Origin of the sequence: Streptomyces sp. TLI_185 (assembly GCF_003814765.1) — a bacterium.
Classification (GTDB): domain Bacteria; phylum Actinomycetota; class Actinomycetes; order Streptomycetales; family Streptomycetaceae; genus Streptomyces.
The window spans coordinates 6,584,470-6,607,164 of record NZ_RKRB01000001.1; the positions used below are offsets into that span (position 1 = coordinate 6,584,470).

The window sequence follows — 22,695 nt, forward strand, 5'->3', positions numbered from 1 at the left end:
GCTACAGGTGGCTCAGCCGCCGATCGGGAGGCCCTTCACCGGCAGGTTGCCGGTGTTCGGCAGGCCGCCCTTGGTCAGCGAGCCCGCCGGCAGGGCGCCGCCGTTCTGGCTCGCGGTCTGCGTGGTGACGCCGACGATCTCGCCGACGGAGCCCGCCGCGGCGCCCGCCGCACGCTGCGCAGCCGGAGCCGCCTTCTTCGCCACGCTGCCACCGGTCTTGCCCGCGTTCGGCACCGCCTTCTTGACCGCGTTGCTGCCGGCGTCGCCCGCAAGCCCGGTCACGTTCTGCGCCGCACCGTCGACGGTGTTGCCGACGCTCGCCCCGTCCAGCGAGGTCAGACCTGCCGTGGTCGGGGCGGCGGGCAGTTCGGGGGCCGCGCTCGCGGAGCCGGCCGCACCGACCCCGGCAGCCGCTCCCGCTGCGACGAGCAGCGCGGCACGGGCGATCCGACGGGTCAGGGGGAGGGACATGATGCTCCTTCGATGGATGTTGATCGTCCGGGCTCGGACGATGTGACTACCGCTCGAAGGCCCCGAAGGTTGCGGCGTCCCAACGTAAAGAGTTGGCAATGCGTCGCATTATCGGCTGCGGATAAAAACGGGCAAAAAGTGTCCGCTCGGAAAGCGTGCCGAATCCTTACATCCCTTTGTTGTCAAGGGCTTTGACGGATGCAGGGGTGACGGTGCGAAAACCTGCCCACACCATGGATCAAGCATGCCGGGCATAACCCGTGCGAGTGAAGGACCGTACTACTGCGCAGTGACGATTCGGACCGCGCCGGCGGCCTTTTCGACCCCGCCGACGCCTTCCGCGGCGGCCGTGTGCCACGGGTTGTCGGCGTTTCCGGCGGTCCACTCCCGCCCGCCGTAGGAGACGCGCTCGATGTGCAGGGCGGAGGAGTTGGCCACGGCCCAGTGGGCGAGCTGCCAGCCGCGCCGGCTGACGCTGCGGCCCTTGGCGGGGCTCTTGCCGGCGGCGAGGGGGACGGTGACGGTCCGGGCGCTCGTCCCCGTGCTCTCGGTCGGCGAGGGGGCCGGTGTCGAGGCGGCGTTCACTTCCGCGGCGGCCGGCTGCAGTGCGTCGCGCCCGAAGTCCCGTACGAGAGCGGCCCGTACGGCGTCGGGCCCCGCCGCCTGCGTGGTGGTGGCCGGGAGGCCGGCGCAGGTCAGCGTGGCCGCCGAGTTCCCGGTGAGGGCGGCGGAGAGGAGGGCGGCGTCCGGCTCGTGCTTGGCGTACGCCTCGGGGTATCCGCTGCGCTGTACACGCTGCGCGGCGACCGTGAGGGGGAGTTCCGCGTAGTCGTGCACCTTGGCCAGGTGCTGGTAGAACTTGCCCGCCGCGTACGTCGGGTCCAGGATCTGCTTCCTGGTGCCCCAGCCCTGCGAGGGCCGCTGCTGGAACAGGCCGAGCGAATCCCGGTCGCCGTGCTCGATGTTGCGCAGCCCCGACTCCTGCAGCGAGGTCGCGATCGCGATGGTCACCGCCCGCTCGGGCATACCGCGCCCGGTGCCCACCGCGGCGATCGTCGCCGCGTTCACCGCCTGCTCCGGCGTGAACTCGTACGCCGCCCCGTCGGCCTCGCCCGAGACCACTTTGCAGCCGGATCCGCCTCTGCCCCCGGTGACGTACTGCACCGCGAGATAGCCCGCGACGGCGATCAGGACCAGGAAGGCCGCCCCGATACGGAAGAGGCGGCCACGGCGTTTGAGGGTGGATGACGGCTCTGGCACGTCGTACAAGGTAGCGGAGGGCTCTGAGACCCACGTGCCGGATGGGGACGGTGGGCCGAGGCGGCGGCGGGTTAGGGTCGACGGCATGGCCGACACCCCACTTGACCTCACCCTGGACGCCGCCGAGCTCACCGCGCAGCTCGTCGACTTCCCGTCCGAGAGCGGCACCGAGAAGTCCCTCGCCGACGCGATCGAGACCGCCCTGCGCGCCCTGCCGCACCTGACGGTCGAGCGGTACGGCAACAACGTCGTCGCACGGACGAACCTGGGGCGGCCGGAGCGGGTGATCCTGGCCGGACACATCGACACGGTGCCGATCGCCGGCAACGTCCCGTCCCGGCTGGACGCGGACGGCGTCCTGTGGGGCTGCGGCACCTGCGACATGAAGTCGGGAGTGGCGGTGCAGCTGCGGATCGCGGCCACGGTCCCGGCGCCCAACCGCGACCTGACCTTCGTCTTCTACGACAACGAAGAGGTGTCGGCGGACCTCAATGGCCTCAAGCACGTGGCCGAGGCGCACCCCGAGTGGCTGGAGGGCGACTTCGCGGTGCTCCTTGAGCCGTCCGACGGCGAGGTCGAGGGCGGATGCCAGGGCACCCTCAGGGTCCTGCTGAAGACCACGGGCGAGCGGGCGCACTCGGCGCGCAGCTGGATGGGCTCCAACGCCATCCACTCGGCCGCGCCGATCCTGGCCCGGCTGGCCTCGTACGAACCCCGCTACCCGGTGATCGACGGCCTGGAGTACCGCGAGGGACTGAACGCGGTCGGCATCTCGGGCGGCGTGGCGGGCAATGTCATCCCCGACGAATGCGTCGTGACCGTCAACTTCCGCTATGCGCCCGACCGCACCGAGGAAGAGGCGATCGCGCACGTCAGGGAGGTCTTCGCGGACTGCGGGGTGCAGGAGTTCGTGGTGGACGACCACAGCGGCGCGGCGCTGCCCGGCCTCTCGCACCCGGCCGCGGCGGCCTTCATCGAGGCGGTCGGCGGAACCCCGCAGCCGAAGTACGGCTGGACGGACGTCTCGCGCTTCTCCTCCCTCGGCATCCCCGCGGTCAACTACGGCCCCGGCAACCCGCACTTGGCGCACAAGCGGGACGAACGGGTCGAAACCGCGAAGATCCTGGCCGGTGAGCAGCGTCTGCGGGCCTGGCTGACGGCATAGCCCGTACAGCGCTTCACGGCGGACATGCTCACGTCCCCCGTCCGTAACCCGCGTAGATCTACTCTGAGGTGGATACACCTGCAAGCGGAGGGAGCGCACATGGCTACCGGGAACCCCGAGGGCAAGAAGGTGCCGCCGGATGAGCAGCGTCTCGGACCGGTCCTCCGGAGGCGCGGCCAGGTGACGGAGAGCACGACGGACCAGCGGCTGCTGGACGAGCGCGCCCCCACGGACTGGGTCCACACGGACCCCTGGCGGGTGCTGCGCATCCAGTCGGAGTTCATCGAGGGCTTCGGCACCCTCGCCGAACTCCCGCCCGCGATCAGCGTGTTCGGCTCGGCGCGCACGTCCGTCGACTCCCCGGAGTACGAGGCGGGCGTCCGGCTCGGCCGCGGCCTGGTGGAGGCGGGCTGGGCGGTGATCACCGGCGGCGGCCCGGGCGCCATGGAGGCGGCCAACAAGGGCGCCTGCGAGGCGAAGGGCATCTCGGTCGGCCTCGGCATCGAGCTGCCCTTCGAACAGGGCCTGAACCCCTACGTCGACATCGGCCTGAACTTCCGCTACTTCTTCGTCCGCAAGATGATGTTCGTGAAGTACGCGCAGGGCTTCGTGGTCCTGCCCGGCGGCCTGGGCACCCTGGACGAGCTCTTCGAGGCCCTGACCCTGGTGCAGACCCAGAAGGTGACCCGCTTCCCGATCGTGCTGTTCGGGAGCGAGTACTGGGGCGGCCTGGTCGACTGGCTCAAGAACACGCTGATCGCCCAGGGCAAGGCATCGGAGAAGGACCTGCTCCTCTTCCACGTCACGGACGACGTGGACGAGGCGGTCGCGCTGGTCTCGAAGGAGGCGGCCCGGTAGGTCCTGCCGGGCGATTCCAGCCCCTTGGGGGTCCCCCCACGCCCTTAAGGCAGTGGGGGAGTTTGAGGAGCGGGGGTCTGGCGGGGGTCTGGGGGCAGCGCCCCCAGGGTCGGGACGGGAAGGGGCGACGGGGGCGAGGCTGCATCCATGAGCGGCTCCGCCGCGGGCCCTACGCCAGCCCCCGCCGCGCCACGGCCGGAGGCCGATGCCCCGCGATGGACGCCACCATGTCCAGCACCTGCCGGGTCTCGGCGACCTCGTGCACCCGATACACCTGCGCCCCCAGCCAAGCCGACACGGCCGTGGTCGCGAGCGTCCCCACCACCCGCTCCTTCACCGGCTTGTCCAGGGTCTCGCCCACGAAGTCCTTGTTGGACAGGGAGACCAGGACGGGCCACCCCGTGTCGACCATCTCCCCGAGCCGCCGCGTGGCCTCCAGGCTGTGCCGGGTGTTCTTCCCGAAGTCGTGCCCGGGATCGATCAGCACGGACTCCCGGGGCACCCCCAGCGCCACCGCCCGCTCGGCCAGCCCCAGCGTCACCCGCAGAATGTCGGCCACGACATCGTCGTACGTCATCCGATGCGGACGAGTCCGCGGCTGAGCGCCCCCCGCGTGCGTGCACACCAGCCCGACGCCGTACCGCGCCGCGACCTCCGCCAGCCCCGGGTCGACGCCGCCCCAGGCGTCGTTCAGCAGATCCGCCCCGGCCTCGCACACGGCCTCGCCGACCTCGGCCCGCCAGGTGTCCACACTGATGACCACGTCCGGGAAGCGCCGCCGCACCTCCGCGACGAACCCCACCGTCCGCCGCGCCTCCTCCGCGGCCGACACCTCGTCGCCCGGACCGGCCTTGACCCCGCCGATGTCGATGATGGCAGCCCCCTCCGACACCGCCTGCTCCACGCGCGCGAGGGCGGGCTCGTCCCGGAAGGTCGCGCCCTGGTCGTAGAAGGAGTCCGGGGTCCGGTTCACGATCGCCATGATCACCGGCTCGTGCGGCTCGAATTCGCGCCTGCCCAGCCTGAGCATCCCCTGTGACCTCTCGTAGTACGACCTGGGTAAGGCCGGTTCCTCGGCCGCCTGCGACCCTAACTGTCAGACTCGCATGGCACGATCGGACCCTGACACATCCAGCTTCATCGTCAGCTTCATCCAGCTTCCGAACATCGAGCGTGGGGACCACAGCGATGGTTATGTTCTTGTTCCTGGTCGTCGCTCTCGCCGTCGTGGTCGCCGCCGTGACACTGGCCGTGGTGGGCGGCGGGGAGGGCGAGGGCCCGTTGCCCGAGGTCGCCCCCGAGCGGCTGCAGGACCCGCTGCCGCTGGACCGGCCCGTAGGCCGCGCCGACGTCGACAGCCTCCGCTTCCCGCTCGCCGCCCGCGGCTACCGCATGTCGGACGTGGACGACGCCCTCAACCGCCTCGGCGCCGAACTCGCCGAGCGCGACGCCCGCATCGCCGACCTGGAGTCCGCACTGGCGGGCGCCCAGGCCGCCGCGCACCACGTCTCCATGGACAAGCCGATGCACGGCCGGGAGGAGCAGCAGTGAGCGACGGCACCGCCATCGCCGGCCCGGACGGCGCCCTGCGCTGCCCCTGGGCGCTGTCCACCGAGGACTACGTGGCGTACCACGACGAGGAGTGGGGCCGCCCGGTCCACGGCGACGACGCCCTCTACGAGCGCCTCAGCCTGGAGGCCTTCCAGTCCGGCCTGTCCTGGATCACGATCCTGCGCCGCCGCCCCGGCTTCCGCGCAGCCTTCGCCGACTTCAGGATCGCCAAGGTAGCCGCCTTCACGGAAACGGACCGGGCCCGCCTCCTCACCGACCCAGGCATTATCCGAAACCGAGCCAAGATCGACGCGACGCTCGCCAATGCGCGCGTGCTGGCGGAGTGGGAGCCGGGCGAGCTGGACTCCTTCATCTGGTCCTACGCACCGGCGCCGGGACCGGCCCCGAAGACTCTCGGAGACGTCCCGGCGGTCACACCCGAGTCGACGGCCCTTTCGAAGGCGCTGAAGAAGCGGGGCCTGCGCTTCGTCGGCCCGACAACGGCGTACGCGTTGATGCAGGCGTGCGGCTTGGTGGACGACCACTTGGAAACCTGCGTGGCCAGGAGCGCCCCTTAAGGGGCGCGGGGCTGTGTCGACATGCGGCTCCGCCGCGGGGGCGCGATCCACCACAACGAACCCGCAGCCCCCGATGGCGCTCAAGCCCCGAGCTCACCGCCCCAAGTACTTCGGCTTCTCCTTGTTGACAAACGCCTGCACCGCGATCACATGGTCCTCCGAGGACCCGGCACGAGTCTGCAGCTCGTCCTCCTTGTCCAATGTCTCGGACAAGGTGTGCGAGAACCCGTAAGCCACCGCCTCCTTGATCGCCGCATAGGCCACCGTCGGCCCCTCGGCCAGCGCCCGAGCCACCTTCTCCGCCTCGGAATGCAGCTCGCCGACCGGCACCAGCCGGTTGGCGATCCCCAGCTCGTACGCCTCCTGAGCCTTGATGCTCCGGGGGAAGAGCAGCAGGTCGGCGGCGCGCCCCGGCCCGACGACCCGCGGCAGGGTCCAGGACATGCCGGAGTCGGCGGTCAGCGCGACCCCCGCGAAGGACGTGTTGAAGGCAGCCGTGTCCGCGACGATGCGGTAGTCCGCGGCGAGGGCGAGCCCGAAGCCGGCCCCGGCGGCAACCCCGTTCACCCCCGCCACCACCGGCTTCGGCATCCCGGCGATCGCCCGCACCACGGGGTTGTAGTGCTCCTTCACCGTGCTCATGGTCTGCCCGGACCCCGTCTCCCGGTCCTGCGCCAGCAGCCCGATGTGCTCCTTGAGGTCCTGCCCCACACAGAACGCCCGCTCCCCGGCGGCGGTCAGCAGCACCGCCCGTACGGCATCGTCCTCGGCCGCGGAGCGAACCGCCTCCCGCAGGGCGACCTTCGTCGCGATGTTCAGCGCGTTCATCGCCTCGGGGCGGTTCAGCGTGATCGTCGCGAGTCCGTCGCTCACCTCGTAGAGCACGGTGTCGGCCATGGTGTGTCCCCTCGGCTGTCGCGGTTCAGGCGTACCGGCCGGTACGCCCCTGTCCGTAGGACAGCATGGCGGAGATCACCGCCGGGGGACCGGAGTGGACGTGTGACCTGCGTCAAAGAATTCGGGACGGTTTCCGGTCGGCGGAACTCCGTGCGGCCGCGCAGTATCGCAGTCACATCGCCGAATTGAGTGGTTTTGCTCGCGCGCGTTGCCCAAGCGATGCCGACTGATGTTGGTCATCGGGTCCTGAGATGCGGGATAATGGCTTGGAAGCAATGTGTTCGATGCCGGTGTCGCGTGTCTCACGCTGCACGCGTGCCCTCCCAGGGCCGTCGGCTTTGACGATGAGCTGGTTTCAGGAAGGGGAACGAGCATGGCGGCCATGAAGCCGCGGACGGGCGATGGCCCGCTCGAGGTGACCAAGGAGGGGCGGGGCATCGTCATGCGCGTTCCGCTCGAAGGCGGCGGTCGGCTCGTCGTCGAGCTGACCCCTGACGAGGCCGACGCGCTCGGCGACGCCCTCAAGAAGGTCGTCGGCTGACGCGGAAGCGACCATACCCTTTCAGCTGCCCCGGCATCCAAGAGGTGCCGGGGTTGCTGTTTGCCGGGCCGCCCCCGCTCGTTTCCCGGCACCTGACCGCTTGATCGAGGCCCTTACCTCTTGACCGCGCACAGCAGCCCGTCGCCCACCGGCAGCAGCGAGGGCACCAGCTCCTGGCTCTCGCGCACGGCGCGCAGCAGCTCCCGCAGCCGCAGCACTTCTGTGGGCTGCGGGCCCGAGTCCACGGTGCGGCCGTTGGCGAAAACACCCTCGAAGACGACGAGGCCACCGGGGCGCAGCAGGCGCAACGATTCAGCGAGATAGTCGAGGAACTCCAGGCGGTCGCCGTCGCAGAAGACGAGGTCGTAGCCGGCGTCCGCGAGCCGGGGCAGGACGTCCAGGGCGCGGCCCGGGATGAACCGGGCGCGGTTGCTGGCGAAGCCGGAGGCGCGGAAGGCCTGGCGGGCGAACTGCTGGTGTTCGGGCTCGGGGTCCACCGTGGTCAGCACCCCGTCCGGGCGCATGCCGTGCAGCAGATGGATACCGGAGACGCCGGTGCCGGTGCCGATCTCCGCCACCGCCTTCGCGTCCACCGAAGCCGCCAGCAACCGCAGCGCGGAGCCCGTGCCGGGCGACACCGAGCGCAGGCCCGCCTCACGGGCCCGGTCACGGGCCCAGCGCAGCACTTCGTCCTCGGCGACGTAGGCGTCGGCGAACGCCCAGCTCGTCTGCCGGTTGCCGGTAATGACCCTCTCCTGTCCCCGTGGTTGCCTGGGCGTGACTGTATCCGTTGGGGCCGGGAACCCGCAGATGGGACCGGGCGTTTAGAGGGGTAGGAGACGGCACGGGGGGACACAGTTGGATCACGATGAGGGGCAGCGGCCCGAGCAACTGCGAAAGCAGGGGTCCGAGCGGTATCAGCCCAGATCAAATTCTCGTAAAACCGCTTATCCGGAGCTAACGGGCGAGGTGGCTATGGTAGGGGCTCCACTGGACACCACCAGAGCCGACAGGGGAGGTGCGGCTGCGCCTGTGGATCGGGGAGGAGTGCTGCGGCGCTTTCTCGGATCGGCAGGCAGGCCGAAATCCGTGAACGACACCGCTGCTGACCCCAGCCACGCCGCTGACCAAGCCCAGACCGCGACTTTCTCCACCGACGCGGACGGGCAGGCGTGGACTCCGCCCACCTGGGAGGAGATCGTCAGCACACACAGTGGCCGCGTCTACCGCCTTGCCTACCGCCTGACCGGCAATCAGCACGACGCCGAGGACCTCACCCAGGAGGTCTTCGTCCGCGTCTTCCGTTCCCTGTCGACCTACACGCCCGGCACCTTCGAGGGCTGGCTGCACCGGATCACCACCAACCTCTTCCTGGACATGGTCCGCCGCAAGCAGCGCATCCGCTTCGACGCCCTGGGCGACGACGCGGCCGAGCGGCTGCCGAGCCGCGAGCCGTCGCCCCAGCAGGTCTTCAACGACGCGCACTTCGACGCGGACGTCCAGCAGGCCCTCGACACCCTCGCGCCCGAGTTCCGTGCCGCGGTCGTCCTGTGCGACATCGAAGGCCTGTCGTACGAGGAGATCGCCGCGACCCTCGGCGTCAAGCTCGGCACGGTCCGCTCCCGGATCCACCGCGGCCGCTCGCAGCTGCGCAAGGCTCTCGCGCACCGTTCGCCGGAGGCCCGGGCCTCCGAGCGCCGCTCCTTCGTGCCTCGTGTACCCGCACTGGGGGGAGGGGGCGCGACCGCGTGAGTGGAACACGACCCAGCCCCGCCGAGAGGCGTCTGGCCGAGCAGCATCTGGGAGACCGACTCTCCGCCCTGGTGGACGGAGAGCTCGGTCATGAGTCGCGCGAGCGTGTCCTCGCCCACCTGGCCACCTGCGCCAAGTGCAAGGCGGAGGCCGATGCGCAGCGACAGCTGAAGAACGTGTTCGCGGAGGCGGCTCCGCCGCCGCCCTCCGAGAGCTTTCTGGCCCGTCTGCAGGGCCTTCCGGGGGGAGATGATCCGGACGGCGGTGGCTCGCCGTTCGGCGGGGGAGGACTCCTCGGAGGAGCCCCCGGAAGACCGGGCCTCACCGGGGTCTTCGGCCTGAAGCGGGGTGAGCGCTTCGAGTTCGGCTACGTCCCCTCCTCTTCCTCGCACGCCCCGATGCTCCCGCCGTCCGCGGACCGCGGCTTCCGTATACACGACGTCAGCCGGCACGAGGCCGAACGGTCGGCCTCGCGCGGGATGCGGTTCGCGTTCGTCGCCGCCGGTGCGGTGTCGCTCGCCGCGGTCGCGCTGGGCGGCGTCACGACGGGCACCCCCGTCGACACCACGGATACGCGCGGCGGCACGGGGGCGGGCAGCAATGTGACCCCGATGCGTACGCAGGGGACGGGCGCCGCGACGGCTCCCGAGACCCAGCGGCGCCGTGGCGTCGGCCCGCTGCTCGCGCAGGGCCGGCAGTCGCTCGGTGACGCCCCGGTGGCCCCGACCGAGGTGTCCGCACCGCTGCTGCCGGGGGTACCGAGCCCGGCCGGCGCGGCGCAGACCATGCACACGCTGACCACCCCCGTGGTGGCGGGTGCCGCGGTGATGTCCCCGCTGATACGTCCGCTCACCACGACCCCGCTGCTCACCCTGACCTCGTGGTCCACGGCCCCCGAGGCCTCGTCCCCCGGCCTCCTGGCCGCTCCCCTCCCCGACTCGCCTTCCGCTCCCTCCTCCCCCCACGCCTCCCGCTAACCGGCCCCTGCGCGACGGTCCGCGAACCTGGTTGAATCCAGGTGGACCGCGTCCACGGCAGACAGCCGCGCGCGGAGTCGACAACTGAGGCCACTGCCGACGAGGCGTGCTGCGTCGTGGCCAGCTGCGGGGAGAGCATGAACGAGGGGAAGCCCACGAAGCCGAAGTGGTGGAACCGCCCACGCCCGCAGACCCCTGCGGCGCCTCCGACGGGCACGGCGCCCGCACCGAGCGCGACGAGCGGGCCGATCGCCGCCGAGGCGGGGTCGTCGGGGGCTGCGGAGGCGGCACTGGGTGCGGCGGCGGTTGCGGGTGAGGCGGGTTCGACGGCGGTCACGGATGCGGCGGGTGCCGCTGCCGGTTCGCCGAGGTCTGTGGACGTGGCCGTCGGACCGGCGGCCGCAGATGCCGCGGCCGGTCTGACGGACGCTGTGGATGCGCCGCCGCGACCTGTGTCCGGGACGGCACCGGTGGACGGCGGGGCGGCCCCGGCACATGACGGTGCCGGCGACGGCGACTTCGAGTTGGGCCCCCCGGCCGGGGTACACAGCGGGACAGCCGCCTCCGAGGCTGCGGTTGAGCCGGGTCGGCCGGAGAGTGCGGGCGGCGACCGCGCGGCAGTCCCCGACGGCGACTTCGAGCTGGGCCGACCGGAAGGTTTTTCGGGGAAGGGCAGTGCTGTCGCCGAGGGCGAGAGTGCGGTTTCTACGGGCGGAGAGGTTGAGCCGGGGTGTCCCGCCGTGGTCGGTGGCGGCGGAGGTGCTCTGCCCGAGGGTGACTTCGAGCTGGGCCTACCAGAGGGTTTTTCCGGTAGGCGGGCGGCTGTCGCCGAGGGTGATGCAGGGAGCGAGAGCGCCGTTTCTAGGGACGGGCACGTTGAGCCGGGGCGTCCCGCTGTGGTCGGTGGCGGCGGAGGTGTTCTGCCCGAGGGTGACTTCGAGCTGGGCCAGCCGGAAGGATTTTCCGGTAAGGGCGCGGCTGTCGCCGAGGGCGAGAGCGCAGCTTCTACAGGCGGGGAGGTTGAGCCGCGGCGTCCCGCGGTGGTCGGTGGCGGAGGAGGTGGCCTCCCCGAGGGCGACTTCGAGTTGAGGGCTCCGCAGGATATGACCGGGTCCGAGGCCGAGGGAGGCCTGGCCGGCGGCTTGCAGAGCGCCCCCGAGGGGGCGGGCTCGGACGAGGCGCGCGCCGAGGGCGACTTCGAGTTGGACCCGCCCGCTGAGGCGGCACGCTTCGCCGACAAGGACTCGGCTGCGGTTACCGGCTCTGCGCCGCCCGGCGCCGAGCGTCCCCAACCGCTGCACGACCCGGATCCCTACAGCACCCCGCCATACGGCGAGCCCGGCCCCTGGGCCCCTGCCCCGCCGGTACAGCACCCGGCGGCCAGACCCGCCCAGGGCACGGCGATACCGTCGCCGACACCGCCCCACGCCGCACCCACCCCGGTGCCGCTCGCCGGTACCCCTGTTGCCACGGCGGCAGCCTCCACGCCCCACGCCACGCCGACCCCGCTGCCTCCGTCGGCCCCGGGCACTTCCGTCGCCGGTGGCCCCACCCCCCTGGCGGCCCCCGGGCCCCACAGCACACCCGCCCCCACGCAGCCTCCCGGCATTTCGGCCCAGGAGCCCCATGGCGCACCCGCCCAGCCTCCCGGCATATCGGCGTCGGTGCGGTCCCCTGCCGTTGGCGAGTTCCACGGCGCGCCGGCCCTCACGCAGCCTCCCGGCATTTCGGCCCAGGAGCCCCATGGCGCACCCGCCCAGCCTCCCGGCATATCGGCGTCGGTGCGGTCCCCTGCCGCTGGCGAGCTGCACAGCGCACCCACCGCGACGCAGCCCCCCGGCCCACCGGCCCTCGCCGCCCCCGCACTCCTCTCCACCCCCTGGCAGAACTACGACCCCTGGGCTCCCGCCCCCCTCCAGCAGACCGGGGCTGTCGTCGAGGGTGAGGACAAGCGGCGTCGGCGGGTGCGGAGGGGGCTTGTCGGGGGTGCTGTGGTGCTGGCGCTTGTGTCCGGTGGGGTCGGTGGGGGCATCGGGGCGTATCTCGAGCGCAACGGCGGCGTGGGGGCCGTAGAGCTGCCGCAGGCTGGGAAGGAGCCTGCCGGGCGGGCTCCGGACAGTGTGGCCGGGATTGCCGCCCGGGCCCTGCCCAGCGTGGTGACCCTGCATGTAACCGGCGCCGACGAGTCCGGCACCGGGACCGGGTTCGTGCTCGACGACCAGGGCCACATCCTCACCAACAACCACGTCGTCGAACCGGCCGCCGGGTCGACAGGCGATACAGGCGACATATCCGTGACCTTCAACAGCGGGGACACCGCCAAGGCCACCGTCGTGGGGCGGGACAGCGGCTACGACCTCGCCGTCGTCAAGGTCAGCAATGTGCGCGGGCTGAAGCCCATGGCCCTCGGTAATTCCGACAACGTCCAGGTGGGCGACCCCGTCGTCGCCATCGGCGCGCCCTTCGACCTGGAGGGCACCGTCACCTCCGGCATCATCAGCGCCAAGGAACGGCCCATCACCGCCGGCGGCGACAGCTCCGACGGGAGCGATGTGTCGTACGTCGACGCGCTGCAGACCGATGCGCCGATCAACCCCGGCAACTCCGGCGGGCCTCTCCTCGACTCGAAGGCCCGCGTCATCGGCATCAACTCCGCCATCCCGTCCGCCGACAGCAGTTCCGACGAGAGCGGTCAGGCCGGTTCCATCGGGCTCGGCTTCGCCATCCCCGTCAACCAGGCCAAACGGGTCGCCGAGGAACTCATCAACACCGGCAGGGCCACCCACCCCGTCATCGGCGTCACCCTCGACATGGACTACACGGGCGACGGCGCCCGCGTCGGTACCAAGGCTTCCGGCGGCGGCCCCGCCGTCAACGCGGGCGGACCGGGCGACAAGGCCGGCATCAAGGCGGGCGACATCATCACCGGGGTGGACGGCCAGCGTGTGCACTCCGGCGAGGAGCTGATCGTCAAGACCCGCGCCCACCGCCCGGGCGACCGCCTGGAGCTGACCGTGCGGCGCGACGGCAAGGAGAAGCAGATCTCGCTGGTGCTCGGTTCCGCCGGTGGCGACTGATGGACACAAACCTCACAGGTACGACCCCAAGCACAGCCCCACAAGGCAAACATCCCCCAAAACCGCGCAGGAAGACGCACTCGGAAACCTCGGGACAGTACCGGTCGTACGGGATCGCCGGGTACCGTGGATCCGGCCCGGACCACGGAAGACCCGCACAGACCACCGAGGGCCGAGGACCGAGGACATCGCAAGGAGCTTCAGGTGTTCAATGACATAGGACCGCTCGAGCTGGTGACGCTCGTTGTCCTTGCCGTGCTCGTCTTCGGTCCGGAAAAGCTCCCGAAGTTCATCCAGGACGTCACACGGACGATCCGCAAGATCCGTGAGTTCTCGGAGAGCGCCAAGCAGGACATCCGCAGCGAGCTTGGCCCGGAGTTCAAGGACTTCGAGTTCGAGGACCTCAACCCGAAGACGTTCATCCGCAAGCAGCTGGACAACGACGAACTGGGGCTCAAGGAGATCCGCAACGGCTTCGACCTGAAGAAGGAGATGGCCGAGGTCACGGACGCCGTCCACGGCACCGACGCGCCCTCCTCCCCCTCCTCCCCCTCTGCCTCCTCGTCCTCCTCGACCTCTTCGTCCTCCGGTTCCACCGGCGGCCGTGTCGACATGACGAAGAAGCCCGAGGAGGACGACCGCCCGCCGTTCGACGCGGACGCCACCTGAGAGCCTGTTCTCAGCCGTACGCCCCGGCTGATCCCCTGCGCCGTACGTGACGCGTTTCATAGTCCACGGCGCCTCCGCACGGCCTGAACCCGCCCTCGGTGCGACCCACGCGCCGGACGGTTTCCGTGCTGTCCTGAGTGGGGTGGCTATGCTGCCGAGTTGTTGTGCGGACCGTACTTCGAGGAGTAACGCCGCCCGAAGGGGGGCGGGCCGCTCCGGTCCGACGAGAGCGAGGAGGCGTCCGGGCACATGGAGACGACGAGTCAGGCAGTCGCGCAGGCGCCGGCCGCGGAGGGCGAAGAACAGCTGCCCTCCGCCCGGCGCACGGTCGACGGCTACCTGCTGGCGCCCTTCCCGTGGTACGGCCTCGACGAGGCCTTCACGGGCCCGCGCTGGCTGATGCAGGTCGGGACGGCGGCCGAAGAAGCTGTCGAACACGGTTCGATCGGGCACGGCGACGAGCCCTCCGTGAAGAACGAGTACGCGGTCGGGACGGCCGGCGAGCCCAAGGAGAAGTTCGCGGTCGTGGTCACGGTCGCGGCCAACCCCGTGCGGCGCAGCGCGGACGGCACGGGGCTCCTGGAGGCCACCTCGGTGTCCTCGGCGGCCTGGCTCGCGGGTGTGGGGCTGCTGTCCTTCACCTGGCCGGGGCAGATGGACCACTCCCTGCGTGACGACTGGCTGGAGCAGCAGACCGAGACGGCCTGGGCCCTCGCGGACGACCTGGCCGGTCCGGACTGGTCGACGCTGTCCCTGCCGGTGGACGGTGTCCCGACGCCGTTCCACTACCGCGAGTCCGAGTTCGGCTGGGTCCTCGCGGGTTCCACGCAGCAAGGGGTGCACGTGGGGGCATACGGGAGAGGCATGAGCGCCTACGGCCTGGGCTTCGCCATGATCAAGGACATCAGCACGTACGCCTAGTCAGGGATACGGCAGAGGGGGCGCTGTCCACCAGGACAGCGCCCCCTCTGCCGTAGAAGCCCTAGAACTAGAACTTGTTCTTCGGCGTGATCCCCAGCGACAGCCCCGAAAGGCCGCGCTGGCGGCCGCCCAGCTTGCCCGCGATGCCGCGCAGGGCCGCGCCCGCCGGGGAGTCGGGGTCGGTAAGGACCACCGGCTTGCCCTCGTCGCCGCCCTCGCGGAGGCGGACGTCGATCGGGATGGCGCCGAGGACCGGGACGGTCGCGCCGGTCGTGCGGGTGAGGCCGTCGGCGACCGTCTGGCCGCCGCCCGTGCCGAAGACGTCGACCATCTCGCCGCAGTGCGGGCAGGGCAGGCCCGACATGTTCTCGACCACACCGACGATCTTCTGGTGGGTCTGCACGGCGATGGAGCCGGCCCGCTCGGCGACCTCGGCGGCCGCCTGCTGCGGGGTCGTCACGACCAGGATCTCGGCGTTCGGGACCAGCTGGGCGACCGAGATGGCGATGTCGCCCGTGCCCGGCGGGAGGTCGAGGAGCAGGACGTCCAGGTCACCCCAGTACACGTCCGCCAGGAACTGCTGCAGCGCGCGGTGGAGCATCGGACCGCGCCAGACCACCGGGGCGTTGCCCGGCGTGAACATGCCGATGGAGATGACCTTCACGCCGTTGGCCGAAGGAGGCATGATCATGTTCTCGACCTGGGTGGGACGCCCGTCCGCACCGAGCATGCGCGGCACCGAGTGGCCGTAGATGTCGGCGTCGACGACGCCCACCTTGAGGCCGTCGGCGGCCATCGCCGCCGCCAGGTTCACCGTCACCGAGGACTTGCCGACGCCGCCCTTGCCGGACGCGACCGCGTACACGCGGGTCAGCGAGCCCGGCTTGGCGAAGGGGACCTCGCGCTCGGCCGTGCCGCCGCGCAGGGCGGCCGCCAGCTCCTTGCGCTGCTCGTCACTCATGACGTCGAGGGTGACGTCGACGCGGGTGACGCCGTCGACCCGGGAGACCGCCTCGGTCACGCGCTGGGTGATCGTCTCGCGCATCGGGCAGCCGGAGACCGTCAGGTACACGGTGACCGCGACCGCTCCGTCAGCGCCGATCTCCACCGACTTCACCATCCCGAGCTCGGTGATGGGCCGGTTGATCTCGGGGTCGTTCACCGTCGCCAGTGCCTCGCGCACCGCGTCTTCGCTAGCCATAGGAACGATGGTACGGCTCGGTAGCCGGGCGCCGGAAAGCCCGTCACCGGTCGTCTACGTCACGTCCGCGCGACCGTTCTGCCGGGAATACGGCATGTTCGTGGTGACCGTCCTGCCGTCCCTCCAGCTCCTTGACCAGGTCCTGCAGCTCGGAGCGGATCCAGTCGCGGGTCGCCACCTCGCCGAGGCCGATGCGCAGGGCGGCGATCTCACGGGTCAGATACTCGGTGTCGGCGATCGAGCGCTCGTTCTGCTTGCGGTCCTGTTCGAGGTTGACCCGGTCCCGGTCGTCCTGCCGGTTCTGCGCGAGCAGGATGAGCGGGGCCGCGTAGGAGGCCTGGAGCGACAGCATCAGGGTCAGGAAGATGAACGGGTAGTTGTCGAAGCGCAGGTCGTGCGGTGCGAAGACGTTCCACATCACCCACGCGATGATGACGACCGTCATCCAGACGATGAACCGCCCGGTGCCCAGGAAGCGCGCGATGCGCTCCGAGAGCCGCCCGAAGGCCTCCGGGTCCCACTCCGGCAGGATCCGGCGGCGCGGCGGCCGCGGCTGGTCGAGGCGGGGACGCGTGCGCGTGGTCGCCGTCGCACCCGCCGGGGTGCGCTCGCGCCCGGTCTCGCGCTCAGGAGGCATGGGGGGCAGCCCCCTCGTCGTCCTCGAGGTGGAACTCGGTCTCCCGCCAGTCCTCGGGCAGCATGTGGTCCAGTACGTCGTCCACGGTCACCGCGCCGAGCAACGACCCGGCCTCGTCGACGACGGGCGCCGCGACCATGTCGTACGCCGCGAAGAACCCTGCCACCAGGGGCAGCGCGGCGTCGGGGTCGAGGGGCTGCAGATCGTCGTCGATGATCGAGCTGACCAGCGTGTACGGCGGGTCGCGCAGCAGCCGCTGGAAGTGGACCGTGCCGAGGTACTTGCCGGTCGGCGTCTCGTCGGGCGGGCGGCAGACATACACCTGCGCGGCGAGGGCGGGCGACAGGTCGCGGTTGCGCACGCGCGCGAGGGCGTCCGCGACGGTCGCGTCGGGCCGCAGCACGATCGGCTCGGTGGTCATGAGCCCGCCGGCCGTCTTCTCCTCGTACGCCATGAGCCGACGCACGTCCGCCGCCTCGGCGGGCTGCATCAGCGTCAGCAGCCGCTCCTTGTCCTCCTCCGGCAGCTCGGCCAGCAGGTCGGCGGCGTCGTCCGGGTCCATGGCCTCCAGGACGTCGGCGGCGCGCTCCTCCTTCAGCTTGCCGAGGATCTCGATCTGGTCGTCCTCGGGGAGCTCTTCGAGTACGTCGGCCAGGCGGTCGTCGTCGAGGGCGGCGGCGACCTCGGCGCGCCGCTTGGCGGAGAGGTGGTGCAGGACGTTCGCCAGGTCGGCGGGGCGCAGCTGCTCGAAGGTGGCGAGAAGGCTCTCGGCGCCCTGCCCGTGCTCCTCCAGGGAGAAGCCGGTGACGGCGGACCACTCGACGGTCAGGGTCTCGCCCTTGGCCCGCCGGAAGGCGCTGCCCTTCCTGCCCTTGCGGACGAAGACACGGTCGACCTCCCAGTCCCGGCGGGCCGGGAGGTGGTGCACCGACACGTCGAGGACGGTGACCTGCTCGCCGGTCTCGGCGAGCGTGACGCGCCGGTCGAGGAGTTCGCCGAACACGAGGCGCTCGGTGGGGCGTTGCTCGAAGCGGCGGACGTTGAGCACGCCGGTGGTGATGACCTGGCCGGACTCGATGCTGGTGATCCGGGTCATGGGCAGGAAGATGCGGCGCCGGCTGGGCAGTTCGACGACCAGCCCGAGCACCCGCGGGGGCCGTCGCCCTACGCGCAGCATCACGACAAGATCGCGCACGCGGCCCACCTGGTCGCCGTTGGGGTCGAAGGCCGCGACGCCGGCGAGGTGCGAGACGAAGATCCGGGGCGCGCCGGCTGCCATGGCTGCGCCTCCTTTTCGTACGGGTGTCCAGTACTGCGTGTCGCTGCTGTGCATCTTTACCGAATTGCCCGCTCGGATGGGCTTCAGGCTAGCCCGTACCGATCGGATCCGCCCTGGTGGGAGGTCCGGACGGACCGGCTCCGCTCGGCCCGAACGGCACCCGTTACTCTGCCGTACGCTGCGGGCGCCCTGTCGCCGCATTCCCGCCTGCCCTGCGGGCGGACGACGGGAAAGTGGCGACAGGGCCCCGCGTCCCTCGACTGAAAGGCAGCCCCACCTGTGACTGCGATTGCCCTGGGCCGAACCCGTCGGACCTCGCTGGTGAGCGCGGTGTGCGCGCTGGTGGTGACGGGGACGGGGCTGCTTGCGGGATGCAGCGAGGACCCCGACGCGGGCACCAACGGGGTCGGCAAGCTGCCGGCCGACAAGATCCAGTCGAGGACCAGGGCGGCCGCCGAATCCGCCGAGGCGGTACGGCTCTCCGGAACCGTGGTCACCAACGGGCGGACGTACACCCTCGACATGCGCCTGAAGTCCGGCGGCGGCAGCGGCTCGGTCACCTCGAAGGGGGTGGCCTTCGGGCTGCTGCGGATCGGTGAGCAGCTGTATCTGAAGGCCGGCGCGGAGTTCTGGAACCACGCGGACGGCAACAAGGACGCGTCGGCCGGGGGCGCGCTCGACGGCAAGTACGTGAAGGTGCCGCAGGGTGACCCCTCGTACAAGAAGTTCAGCGGGTTCACGGACAAGGATGTCCTCCTCGACGGCCTGCTCACCCTGCACGGCGCACTCGCCACGGACGGCCACCACGAGCAGGCGGGCACCCGCACCATCCGCATCACCGGCGACGGGGGCTCCGGCGGCACACTGGACGTCTCCCTGGAGGGCACCCCGTACCCCCTCCGCCTGGAACGCGCAGGCGGCGCCGGCACCCTGACCTTCTCCTCCTGGGGCAAGGACTTCGCCCTGACCGAGCCGAAGAAGAACGAGACGGTCGACTACGGCAAGAAGCTGCCGACGTCGTGACCCGCTGAGCAGTGGGGCGAAACCGCTGCGGTGCGGTAGCGCCCCTGAAGGGGCGCGGGGCTGTGTCTGATATGCGGCTCCGCCGCGTGGGCGCGACAAGCCACGACGGCGCCGCAGACGACAAACAGCCGAGCGCGGCACTACGAGCGGCAGCTCACCCGCGCCGGCGCTTCCGGAAAAGCAGCCGCGGCAACCCCGCAGGGATCGGCTGACGAGTGGTGGCCGGCGACGGCAAAGGCGCCTCCGCCAGGCTGCCGTCGGGCAGAGGGGCCGAGGCACCCGCAGGCTCCAGCCGCAGCACCCGGCACTCCCGGGCCCAACGGCCCGTCATCGCCTCACCGTCGGGGGCGTTGAGCCGCTTCCCCTTGAGCTCGGCGGCAGCCGCCTCCCACTCCTCGGAACCCGGCGTCAGCTCCACGACCTTCGCCGGCCAGGACACCAGCCGCCCGCCCTTGTCCTTGCTGCGTACCGTCACCTCGGCGCCGCCACCGTCGGCAAGCCCCGGCAGCGGCTGCTCGCCCGGCCCGTCGCCGACGACGCACGCGGCACCCTCGTGCCATACGTGCCACAGCGCACGGGCCGCAGAACCCGGGCCCCTGACCCAGATGAGGCCGGACTTCTTGGTGGCCTCCTCGACGAGGGCCTGGTCGAGCAGCTCGCTTGTCATGAGCCCAGCCTATCGAGGCGCCTCACAGCCAGCCGTTCCGCTTCAGCGTGCGGTGGATGCCCAGGCAGATGACCCCGGTGAGCATCATGATCACCGGGTAGCCGTACTTCCAGTGCAGCTCCGGCATGTACTTGAAGTTCATGCCGTACACCCCGCACACCATGGTCGGTACGGCGATGATCGCGGCCCAGGCGGTGATCTTCCGCATGTCCTCGTTCTGCGCGACGGACGCCTGCGCGAGGTTGGCCTGGAGGATCGAGTTGAGCAACTCGTCGAAGCCGATGACCTGCTCCTGGACGCGGGCGAGGTGGTCGGCGACGTCCCGGAAGTACTTCTGGATGTCGGGGTCGATCAGCCGCATCGGCCGCTCGCTCAGCAGCTGCATGGGGCGCAGCAGCGGCGACACGGCCCGCTTGAACTCCAGCACCTCACGCTTGAGCTGGTAGATCCGCGCCGAGTCCACACCGCGCGAGACACCGCCCCGCCGCCCCGGTGAGAACACCTCGGTCTCCACCTCGTCGATGTCGTCCTGGACGGCGTCGGCGACCGCGACATAGCCGTCGACGACGTGGTCGGCGATCGCGTGCAGCACCGCCGAGGGGCCCTTGGCGAGCAGCTCGGGGTCGTCCTGCAGCCGGTGCCGCAGCGCCCGCAGCGAGCCCTGGCCGCCGTGCCGGACGGTGATGAAGAAGTCCCGCCCGGTGAAGCACATGACCTCGCCGGTCTCCACGACCTCGCTGTTGGCGGTGAGCTGGTCGTGCTCGACGTAGTGGATGGTCTTGAAGACGGTGAACAGGGAGTCGTCGTACCGCTCCAGCTTGGGCCGCTGGTGGGCTTGGACGGCGTCCTCGACGGCCAGCGGGTGCAGTCCGAACTCGCGGGCGATCCCGGCGAACTCGGCCTCGGTCGGCTCGTGCATCCCGATCCACACGAAGCCGCCGTCGCGGCGCACCAGGCGCATCGCCTCGTGCGGGGTCATCGGCTTGCCGGTGTCGACGCGGGCCCCGTCGCGGTAGACGGCGCAGTCGACGACCGCGGACGGCGTCGAGGGGTCGCGCGTCGTGTCGTACACGCCGGTGTCCTTGCGCAGGGAGATGCGGGACGGCCGGACCGCGGCGCGGAGGTCACGGATCATCGACATGGCTGGCTCCTTCGTGACTGGCAACGCAAGGGCGCCGACGACGGATGGAACTGCCCGGAATGGGGACGTCCTGACTTCGGGTGTTTGGCACGTCCACAAAGCGGGGAGCACCGCACCATCGCGGTGGCGAGCTTCGTTACTGATTCAGATCAGACAGATCAGGCAAAACGAAGTGCTCTTCCGCATGAAGACGTGAGCGTGAAAGGCGGCGGTCAGCCGGAGCCGGATCAGCTGTATCAGCGGCGGGAAGAGCGAGTGGTACTGCACGGGTGACTTCGATCCATGACAGCCCCACCTCCTCCGGCCGGTCCCTCGTAAGGGAGTCTCAATCGGCGTCGGGACTCGATCGCGACGCATCTGCGTGCTGCCCGAACGACCGGGCCAGAGTATCAGCCGCCCAAACTGTCAAGGCGCCGCTTTGCCCGGTGCTGACGAGTTCTATGCTCGCCGCATGGTTGATGTTCTCCCTCTGGTCGAGGCCCGGTTGCGCAGCGCGCTGGGTGAACCGGACGCGCGCGCGGCGGTCACGTTCCTGGGTACGGACCGCATCGAGGTGCTGCGTTTCCGGGACGACTCGGGGGACGGGGCCATCGTCCGCTACGCCACGCTCGGCATGTCCGCGCAGCCGATGAGCGACCCCACCGCGGTGCTCGCCGACCCGGTCAAGGGCCCGCGCGCGGAGCTGGTCCTCTCGGTGCGCGGCGGCCTCGCCGACACCGACAAGGCGCTGCGCCCGCTCGCCGTACTCGCCGCGTCCCCGCAGGTCGAGGGCGTGATCGTGGCCCCGGGCGCCTCGCTCGACGTCGGCGGACCCCTGTGGCCCGGCGCCCCGTTCAGCTCCGTCCTGGTCGCCGAGCCGGGCGGCCTGGTCGAGGACCTCGATCTCGACGAGCCCCTCGATCCGGTCCGCTTCCTGCCCCTGCTCCCCATGACGCCGAACGAGGCCGCCTGGAAGCGCGTGCACGGCGCCCAGGCCCTCCAGGAGCGCTGGCTGACGAACGGCACGGACCTGAGGGACCCGTCCCGCATGTCCGTCCCACTGGACTGACCGGCGAGTGAGCAAGCTCACCAACACACGGCCGGAACGGGTCAGTTGGCAAAGGCCGTGACCCCGCGCATCCCGTTCCGGTGGTGAGGGTTCCGGTGAAGGGTTCCGTCCGGACGGGTGATCGTCCTTGACGTGGCGGAGCGAGGGTAGGACCGTGGGGCCCTATGAGGGGCGAACCCAGTTGCCCGAAGTGTGGTGGCCGGGTCAGGGCTCCCGGCCTCTTCTCCGACACCTGGCAGTGCGACGTGCACGGCACCGTGCATCCGCTGCAGCCCGTGATCCCGCCCAGCGTCGAGGCCCTCAGTGTCGTGGTGCATCGCACGCAGGTGCCGGTGTGGATGCCGTGGCCGCTGCCGATCGGCTGGCTGTTCACGGGCGTGGGCTGCGCGGGTGACGACCGCCATGGCGGTCGCGCCACCGCGGTGGCCTGCTCGGGTCCGGGGCCGCTCGGCGGGATAGGGGAGCTGATCCTGGTCGCCGAGGAGCTCGGTGTCGGGCTCGGTGCGCGGTATGCGGGGATCGACGGCCCGGACCCGGGGCCGTACATGAACGTCGAGAAGCCCCCTCAGGCGAAGGTGCTGGCCGGTGGCCGGCCCACGCCGCTCTGGCATGTCGCCGGCAGCCCCGACGACCGGGCGGTGTTCGCGGGCGAGGCGCGTGGGCTGTGGCTGTGGGCGGTCGTGTGGCCCGAGCAGTCGGGGTTGCTGATGTACGACGAGCTGGTGCTGACGGATTTGCGGGATGCCGGGGCTGAGGTCGAGCTGGTGCCGTGCGGGGCGTTGTCGCCGCGCTTGCTTGAGCCGTAGCGCCCACCGGGGTGGGGTGCGGGGTTGTGTGGCGTGTGCGGGTTGTGTGGGGGCTGATCGCGCCCACGCGGCGGAGCCGCAGATCGATACAGCCCCGCGCCCCTTCGACCGGCAGTGTTGGTAGGGGGTGCTCGGCGGGTGCGGGTGTGACAGGGGGCCTTGAAAAGCCGGTTATC

At 71.0% G+C, this 22,695-nt stretch carries 23 protein-coding genes; 13 read left to right on the plus strand and 10 right to left on the minus strand.

The genetic code is table 11. From position 1 onward, the window contains the following. Positions 1-12: 12 nt before the first annotated feature. A complete protein-coding gene (locus tag EDD92_RS30465) occupies positions 13-471 on the minus strand; it encodes an ATP-binding protein (protein ID WP_123967294.1) in 459 nt (152 codons plus the stop codon). A gap of 279 nt (positions 472-750) precedes the next feature. After that, a complete protein-coding gene (locus EDD92_RS30470; protein ID WP_123967295.1) occupies positions 751-1,731 on the minus strand; it encodes a heavy metal transporter in 981 nt (326 codons plus the stop codon). 85 nt (positions 1,732-1,816) lie between these two features. Here EDD92_RS30470 and dapE point away from each other — a divergent pair, with 85 nt between their 5' ends. Beyond that, the gene (gene dapE / locus EDD92_RS30475) at positions 1,817-2,896 is read left to right on the plus strand and encodes a succinyl-diaminopimelate desuccinylase (protein WP_123967296.1); all 1,080 of its coding nucleotides are present in this window, start codon (positions 1,817-1,819) and stop codon (positions 2,894-2,896) included. Positions 2,897-2,995: 99 nt separating this feature from the next. Continuing rightward, positions 2,996-3,754 (plus strand): TIGR00730 family Rossman fold protein, encoded by a 759-nt coding sequence (locus EDD92_RS30480; RefSeq protein ID WP_123967297.1) that lies wholly within the window; start codon positions 2,996-2,998, stop codon positions 3,752-3,754. A gap of 169 nt (positions 3,755-3,923) precedes the next feature. On the opposite strand, the gene folP is transcribed toward EDD92_RS30480, so the two are convergent. Continuing rightward, on the minus strand, positions 3,924-4,784 hold the full coding sequence (gene folP / locus EDD92_RS30485) for a dihydropteroate synthase (protein WP_123967298.1): 861 nt from the start codon (positions 4,782-4,784) through the stop codon (positions 3,924-3,926). 164 nt (positions 4,785-4,948) lie between these two features. On the opposite strand from folP, the gene EDD92_RS30490 reads away from it, so the two are divergent. Continuing rightward, positions 4,949-5,305: a DivIVA domain-containing protein gene (locus EDD92_RS30490; protein WP_123970623.1), complete on the plus strand. Its 357-nt coding sequence runs from the start codon at positions 4,949-4,951 to the stop codon at positions 5,303-5,305. Continuing rightward, positions 5,302-5,883 carry a DNA-3-methyladenine glycosylase I gene (locus EDD92_RS30495; protein ID WP_123967299.1) on the plus strand — a complete coding sequence of 194 codons (582 nt, stop codon included), beginning with the start codon at positions 5,302-5,304 and terminating at the stop codon, positions 5,881-5,883. Before EDD92_RS30490 ends, EDD92_RS30495 begins: the two co-directional genes overlap by 4 nt. 93 nt (positions 5,884-5,976) lie before the next feature. On the opposite strand, the gene EDD92_RS30500 is transcribed toward EDD92_RS30495, so the two are convergent. Further along, the gene (locus tag EDD92_RS30500; protein WP_123967300.1) at positions 5,977-6,780 is read right to left on the minus strand and encodes an enoyl-CoA hydratase/isomerase family protein; all 804 of its coding nucleotides are present in this window, start codon (positions 6,778-6,780) and stop codon (positions 5,977-5,979) included. A gap of 373 nt (positions 6,781-7,153) precedes the next feature. On the opposite strand from EDD92_RS30500, the gene EDD92_RS30505 reads away from it, so the two are divergent. Beyond that, entirely contained in the window at positions 7,154-7,321 is a 168-nt protein-coding gene (locus EDD92_RS30505; RefSeq protein ID WP_003966491.1) for a DUF3117 domain-containing protein, read from the plus strand. A 113-nt stretch (positions 7,322-7,434) separates the two neighbouring features. Here EDD92_RS30505 and EDD92_RS30510 read toward each other — a convergent pair whose 3' ends face one another. Next, positions 7,435-8,067 (minus strand): O-methyltransferase, encoded by a 633-nt coding sequence (locus tag EDD92_RS30510; RefSeq protein WP_099931145.1) that lies wholly within the window; start codon positions 8,065-8,067, stop codon positions 7,435-7,437. 301 nt (positions 8,068-8,368) lie between these two features. Between EDD92_RS30510 and sigE the strand changes: the two genes are divergently transcribed. From sigE to EDD92_RS30535, 5 genes are all read left to right on the plus strand, one after another. After that, complete coding sequence (gene sigE / locus EDD92_RS30515; protein WP_123967301.1) at positions 8,369-9,073, plus strand: RNA polymerase sigma factor SigE; 705 nt, start codon at positions 8,369-8,371, stop codon at positions 9,071-9,073. Continuing rightward, a complete protein-coding gene (locus EDD92_RS30520; protein WP_123967302.1) occupies positions 9,070-10,050 on the plus strand; it encodes an anti-sigma factor in 981 nt (326 codons plus the stop codon). Before sigE ends, EDD92_RS30520 begins: the two co-directional genes overlap by 4 nt. Positions 10,051-11,153: 1,103 nt before the next feature. Beyond that, positions 11,154-13,127, plus strand: coding sequence for a trypsin-like peptidase domain-containing protein (locus EDD92_RS30525; RefSeq protein WP_260326846.1), 1,974 nt, complete (start codon positions 11,154-11,156; stop codon positions 13,125-13,127). Between the two features lie 204 nt (positions 13,128-13,331). Continuing rightward, the gene (locus EDD92_RS30530) at positions 13,332-13,796 is read left to right on the plus strand and encodes a sec-independent translocase (RefSeq protein ID WP_123967304.1); all 465 of its coding nucleotides are present in this window, start codon (positions 13,332-13,334) and stop codon (positions 13,794-13,796) included. Between the two features lie 249 nt (positions 13,797-14,045). Further along, complete coding sequence (locus EDD92_RS30535) at positions 14,046-14,717, plus strand: hypothetical protein (RefSeq protein ID WP_123967305.1); 672 nt, start codon at positions 14,046-14,048, stop codon at positions 14,715-14,717. Between the two features lie 67 nt (positions 14,718-14,784). Here EDD92_RS30535 and EDD92_RS30540 read toward each other — a convergent pair whose 3' ends face one another. Genes EDD92_RS30540 through EDD92_RS30550 form a run of 3 tightly spaced genes read right to left on the minus strand, consistent with a single transcriptional unit; the run spans position 14,785 to position 17,834 of the window. Next, positions 14,785-15,918, minus strand: coding sequence for an Mrp/NBP35 family ATP-binding protein (locus tag EDD92_RS30540; RefSeq protein ID WP_099931150.1), 1,134 nt, complete (start codon positions 15,916-15,918; stop codon positions 14,785-14,787). Between the two features lie 43 nt (positions 15,919-15,961). After that, positions 15,962-16,555, minus strand: coding sequence for a DUF1003 domain-containing protein (locus tag EDD92_RS30545; protein ID WP_123967306.1), 594 nt, complete (start codon positions 16,553-16,555; stop codon positions 15,962-15,964). After that, positions 16,545-17,834, minus strand: a complete 1,290-nt coding sequence (locus EDD92_RS30550; protein ID WP_123967307.1) for a magnesium transporter MgtE N-terminal domain-containing protein — start codon at positions 17,832-17,834, stop codon at positions 16,545-16,547. The genes EDD92_RS30545 and EDD92_RS30550 overlap by 11 nt, the downstream gene beginning before the upstream one ends. 279 nt (positions 17,835-18,113) lie before the next feature. On the opposite strand from EDD92_RS30550, the gene EDD92_RS30555 reads away from it, so the two are divergent. After that, positions 18,114-18,857, plus strand: a complete 744-nt coding sequence (locus tag EDD92_RS30555) for a hypothetical protein (RefSeq protein WP_123967308.1) — start codon at positions 18,114-18,116, stop codon at positions 18,855-18,857. A gap of 154 nt (positions 18,858-19,011) precedes the next feature. On the opposite strand, the gene EDD92_RS30560 is transcribed toward EDD92_RS30555, so the two are convergent. Further along, positions 19,012-19,524, minus strand: coding sequence for a hypothetical protein (locus tag EDD92_RS30560; RefSeq protein WP_123967309.1), 513 nt, complete (start codon positions 19,522-19,524; stop codon positions 19,012-19,014). Between the two features lie 22 nt (positions 19,525-19,546). Then, complete coding sequence (locus EDD92_RS30565; protein WP_123967310.1) at positions 19,547-20,665, minus strand: magnesium and cobalt transport protein CorA; 1,119 nt, start codon at positions 20,663-20,665, stop codon at positions 19,547-19,549. Positions 20,666-21,116: 451 nt separating this feature from the next. On the opposite strand from EDD92_RS30565, the gene EDD92_RS30570 reads away from it, so the two are divergent. Further along, a complete protein-coding gene (locus tag EDD92_RS30570) occupies positions 21,117-21,713 on the plus strand; it encodes a suppressor of fused domain protein (RefSeq protein ID WP_123967311.1) in 597 nt (198 codons plus the stop codon). A 164-nt stretch (positions 21,714-21,877) separates the two neighbouring features. Then, positions 21,878-22,519, plus strand: coding sequence for a DUF6758 family protein (locus tag EDD92_RS30575; protein WP_123967312.1), 642 nt, complete (start codon positions 21,878-21,880; stop codon positions 22,517-22,519). Positions 22,520-22,695: the final 176 nt, after the last annotated feature.

Bases quoted from the DNA above. Each gene is read 5' to 3' on its own strand.
- EDD92_RS30505 (WP_003966491.1), top strand. From the start codon at position 7,154: ATGGCGGCCATGAAGCCGCGGACGGGCGATGGCCCGCTCGAGGTGACC.
- folP (WP_123967298.1), bottom strand. From the start codon at position 4,784: ATGCTCAGGCTGGGCAGGCGCGAATTCGAGCCGCACGAGCCGGTGATC.
- EDD92_RS30545 (WP_123967306.1), bottom strand. From the start codon at position 16,555: ATGCCTCCTGAGCGCGAGACCGGGCGCGAGCGCACCCCGGCGGGTGCG.
- EDD92_RS30575 (WP_123967312.1), top strand. From the start codon at position 21,878: ATGAGGGGCGAACCCAGTTGCCCGAAGTGTGGTGGCCGGGTCAGGGCT.
- EDD92_RS30550 (WP_123967307.1), bottom strand. From the start codon at position 17,834: ATGGCAGCCGGCGCGCCCCGGATCTTCGTCTCGCACCTCGCCGGCGTC.
- EDD92_RS30465 (WP_123967294.1), bottom strand. From the start codon at position 471: ATGTCCCTCCCCCTGACCCGTCGGATCGCCCGTGCCGCGCTGCTCGTC.
- EDD92_RS30525 (WP_260326846.1), top strand. From the start codon at position 11,154: ATGACCGGGTCCGAGGCCGAGGGAGGCCTGGCCGGCGGCTTGCAGAGC.
- EDD92_RS30500 (WP_123967300.1), bottom strand. From the start codon at position 6,780: ATGGCCGACACCGTGCTCTACGAGGTGAGCGACGGACTCGCGACGATC.
- EDD92_RS30535 (WP_123967305.1), top strand. From the start codon at position 14,046: ATGGAGACGACGAGTCAGGCAGTCGCGCAGGCGCCGGCCGCGGAGGGC.
- EDD92_RS30490 (WP_123970623.1), top strand. From the start codon at position 4,949: ATGTTCTTGTTCCTGGTCGTCGCTCTCGCCGTCGTGGTCGCCGCCGTG.
- EDD92_RS30560 (WP_123967309.1), bottom strand. From the start codon at position 19,524: ATGACAAGCGAGCTGCTCGACCAGGCCCTCGTCGAGGAGGCCACCAAG.
- EDD92_RS30540 (WP_099931150.1), bottom strand. From the start codon at position 15,918: ATGGCTAGCGAAGACGCGGTGCGCGAGGCACTGGCGACGGTGAACGAC.
- EDD92_RS30480 (WP_123967297.1), top strand. From the start codon at position 2,996: ATGGCTACCGGGAACCCCGAGGGCAAGAAGGTGCCGCCGGATGAGCAG.
- EDD92_RS30565 (WP_123967310.1), bottom strand. From the start codon at position 20,665: ATGTCGATGATCCGTGACCTCCGCGCCGCGGTCCGGCCGTCCCGCATC.
- EDD92_RS30570 (WP_123967311.1), top strand. From the start codon at position 21,117: ATGGTTGATGTTCTCCCTCTGGTCGAGGCCCGGTTGCGCAGCGCGCTG.
- dapE (WP_123967296.1), top strand. From the start codon at position 1,817: ATGGCCGACACCCCACTTGACCTCACCCTGGACGCCGCCGAGCTCACC.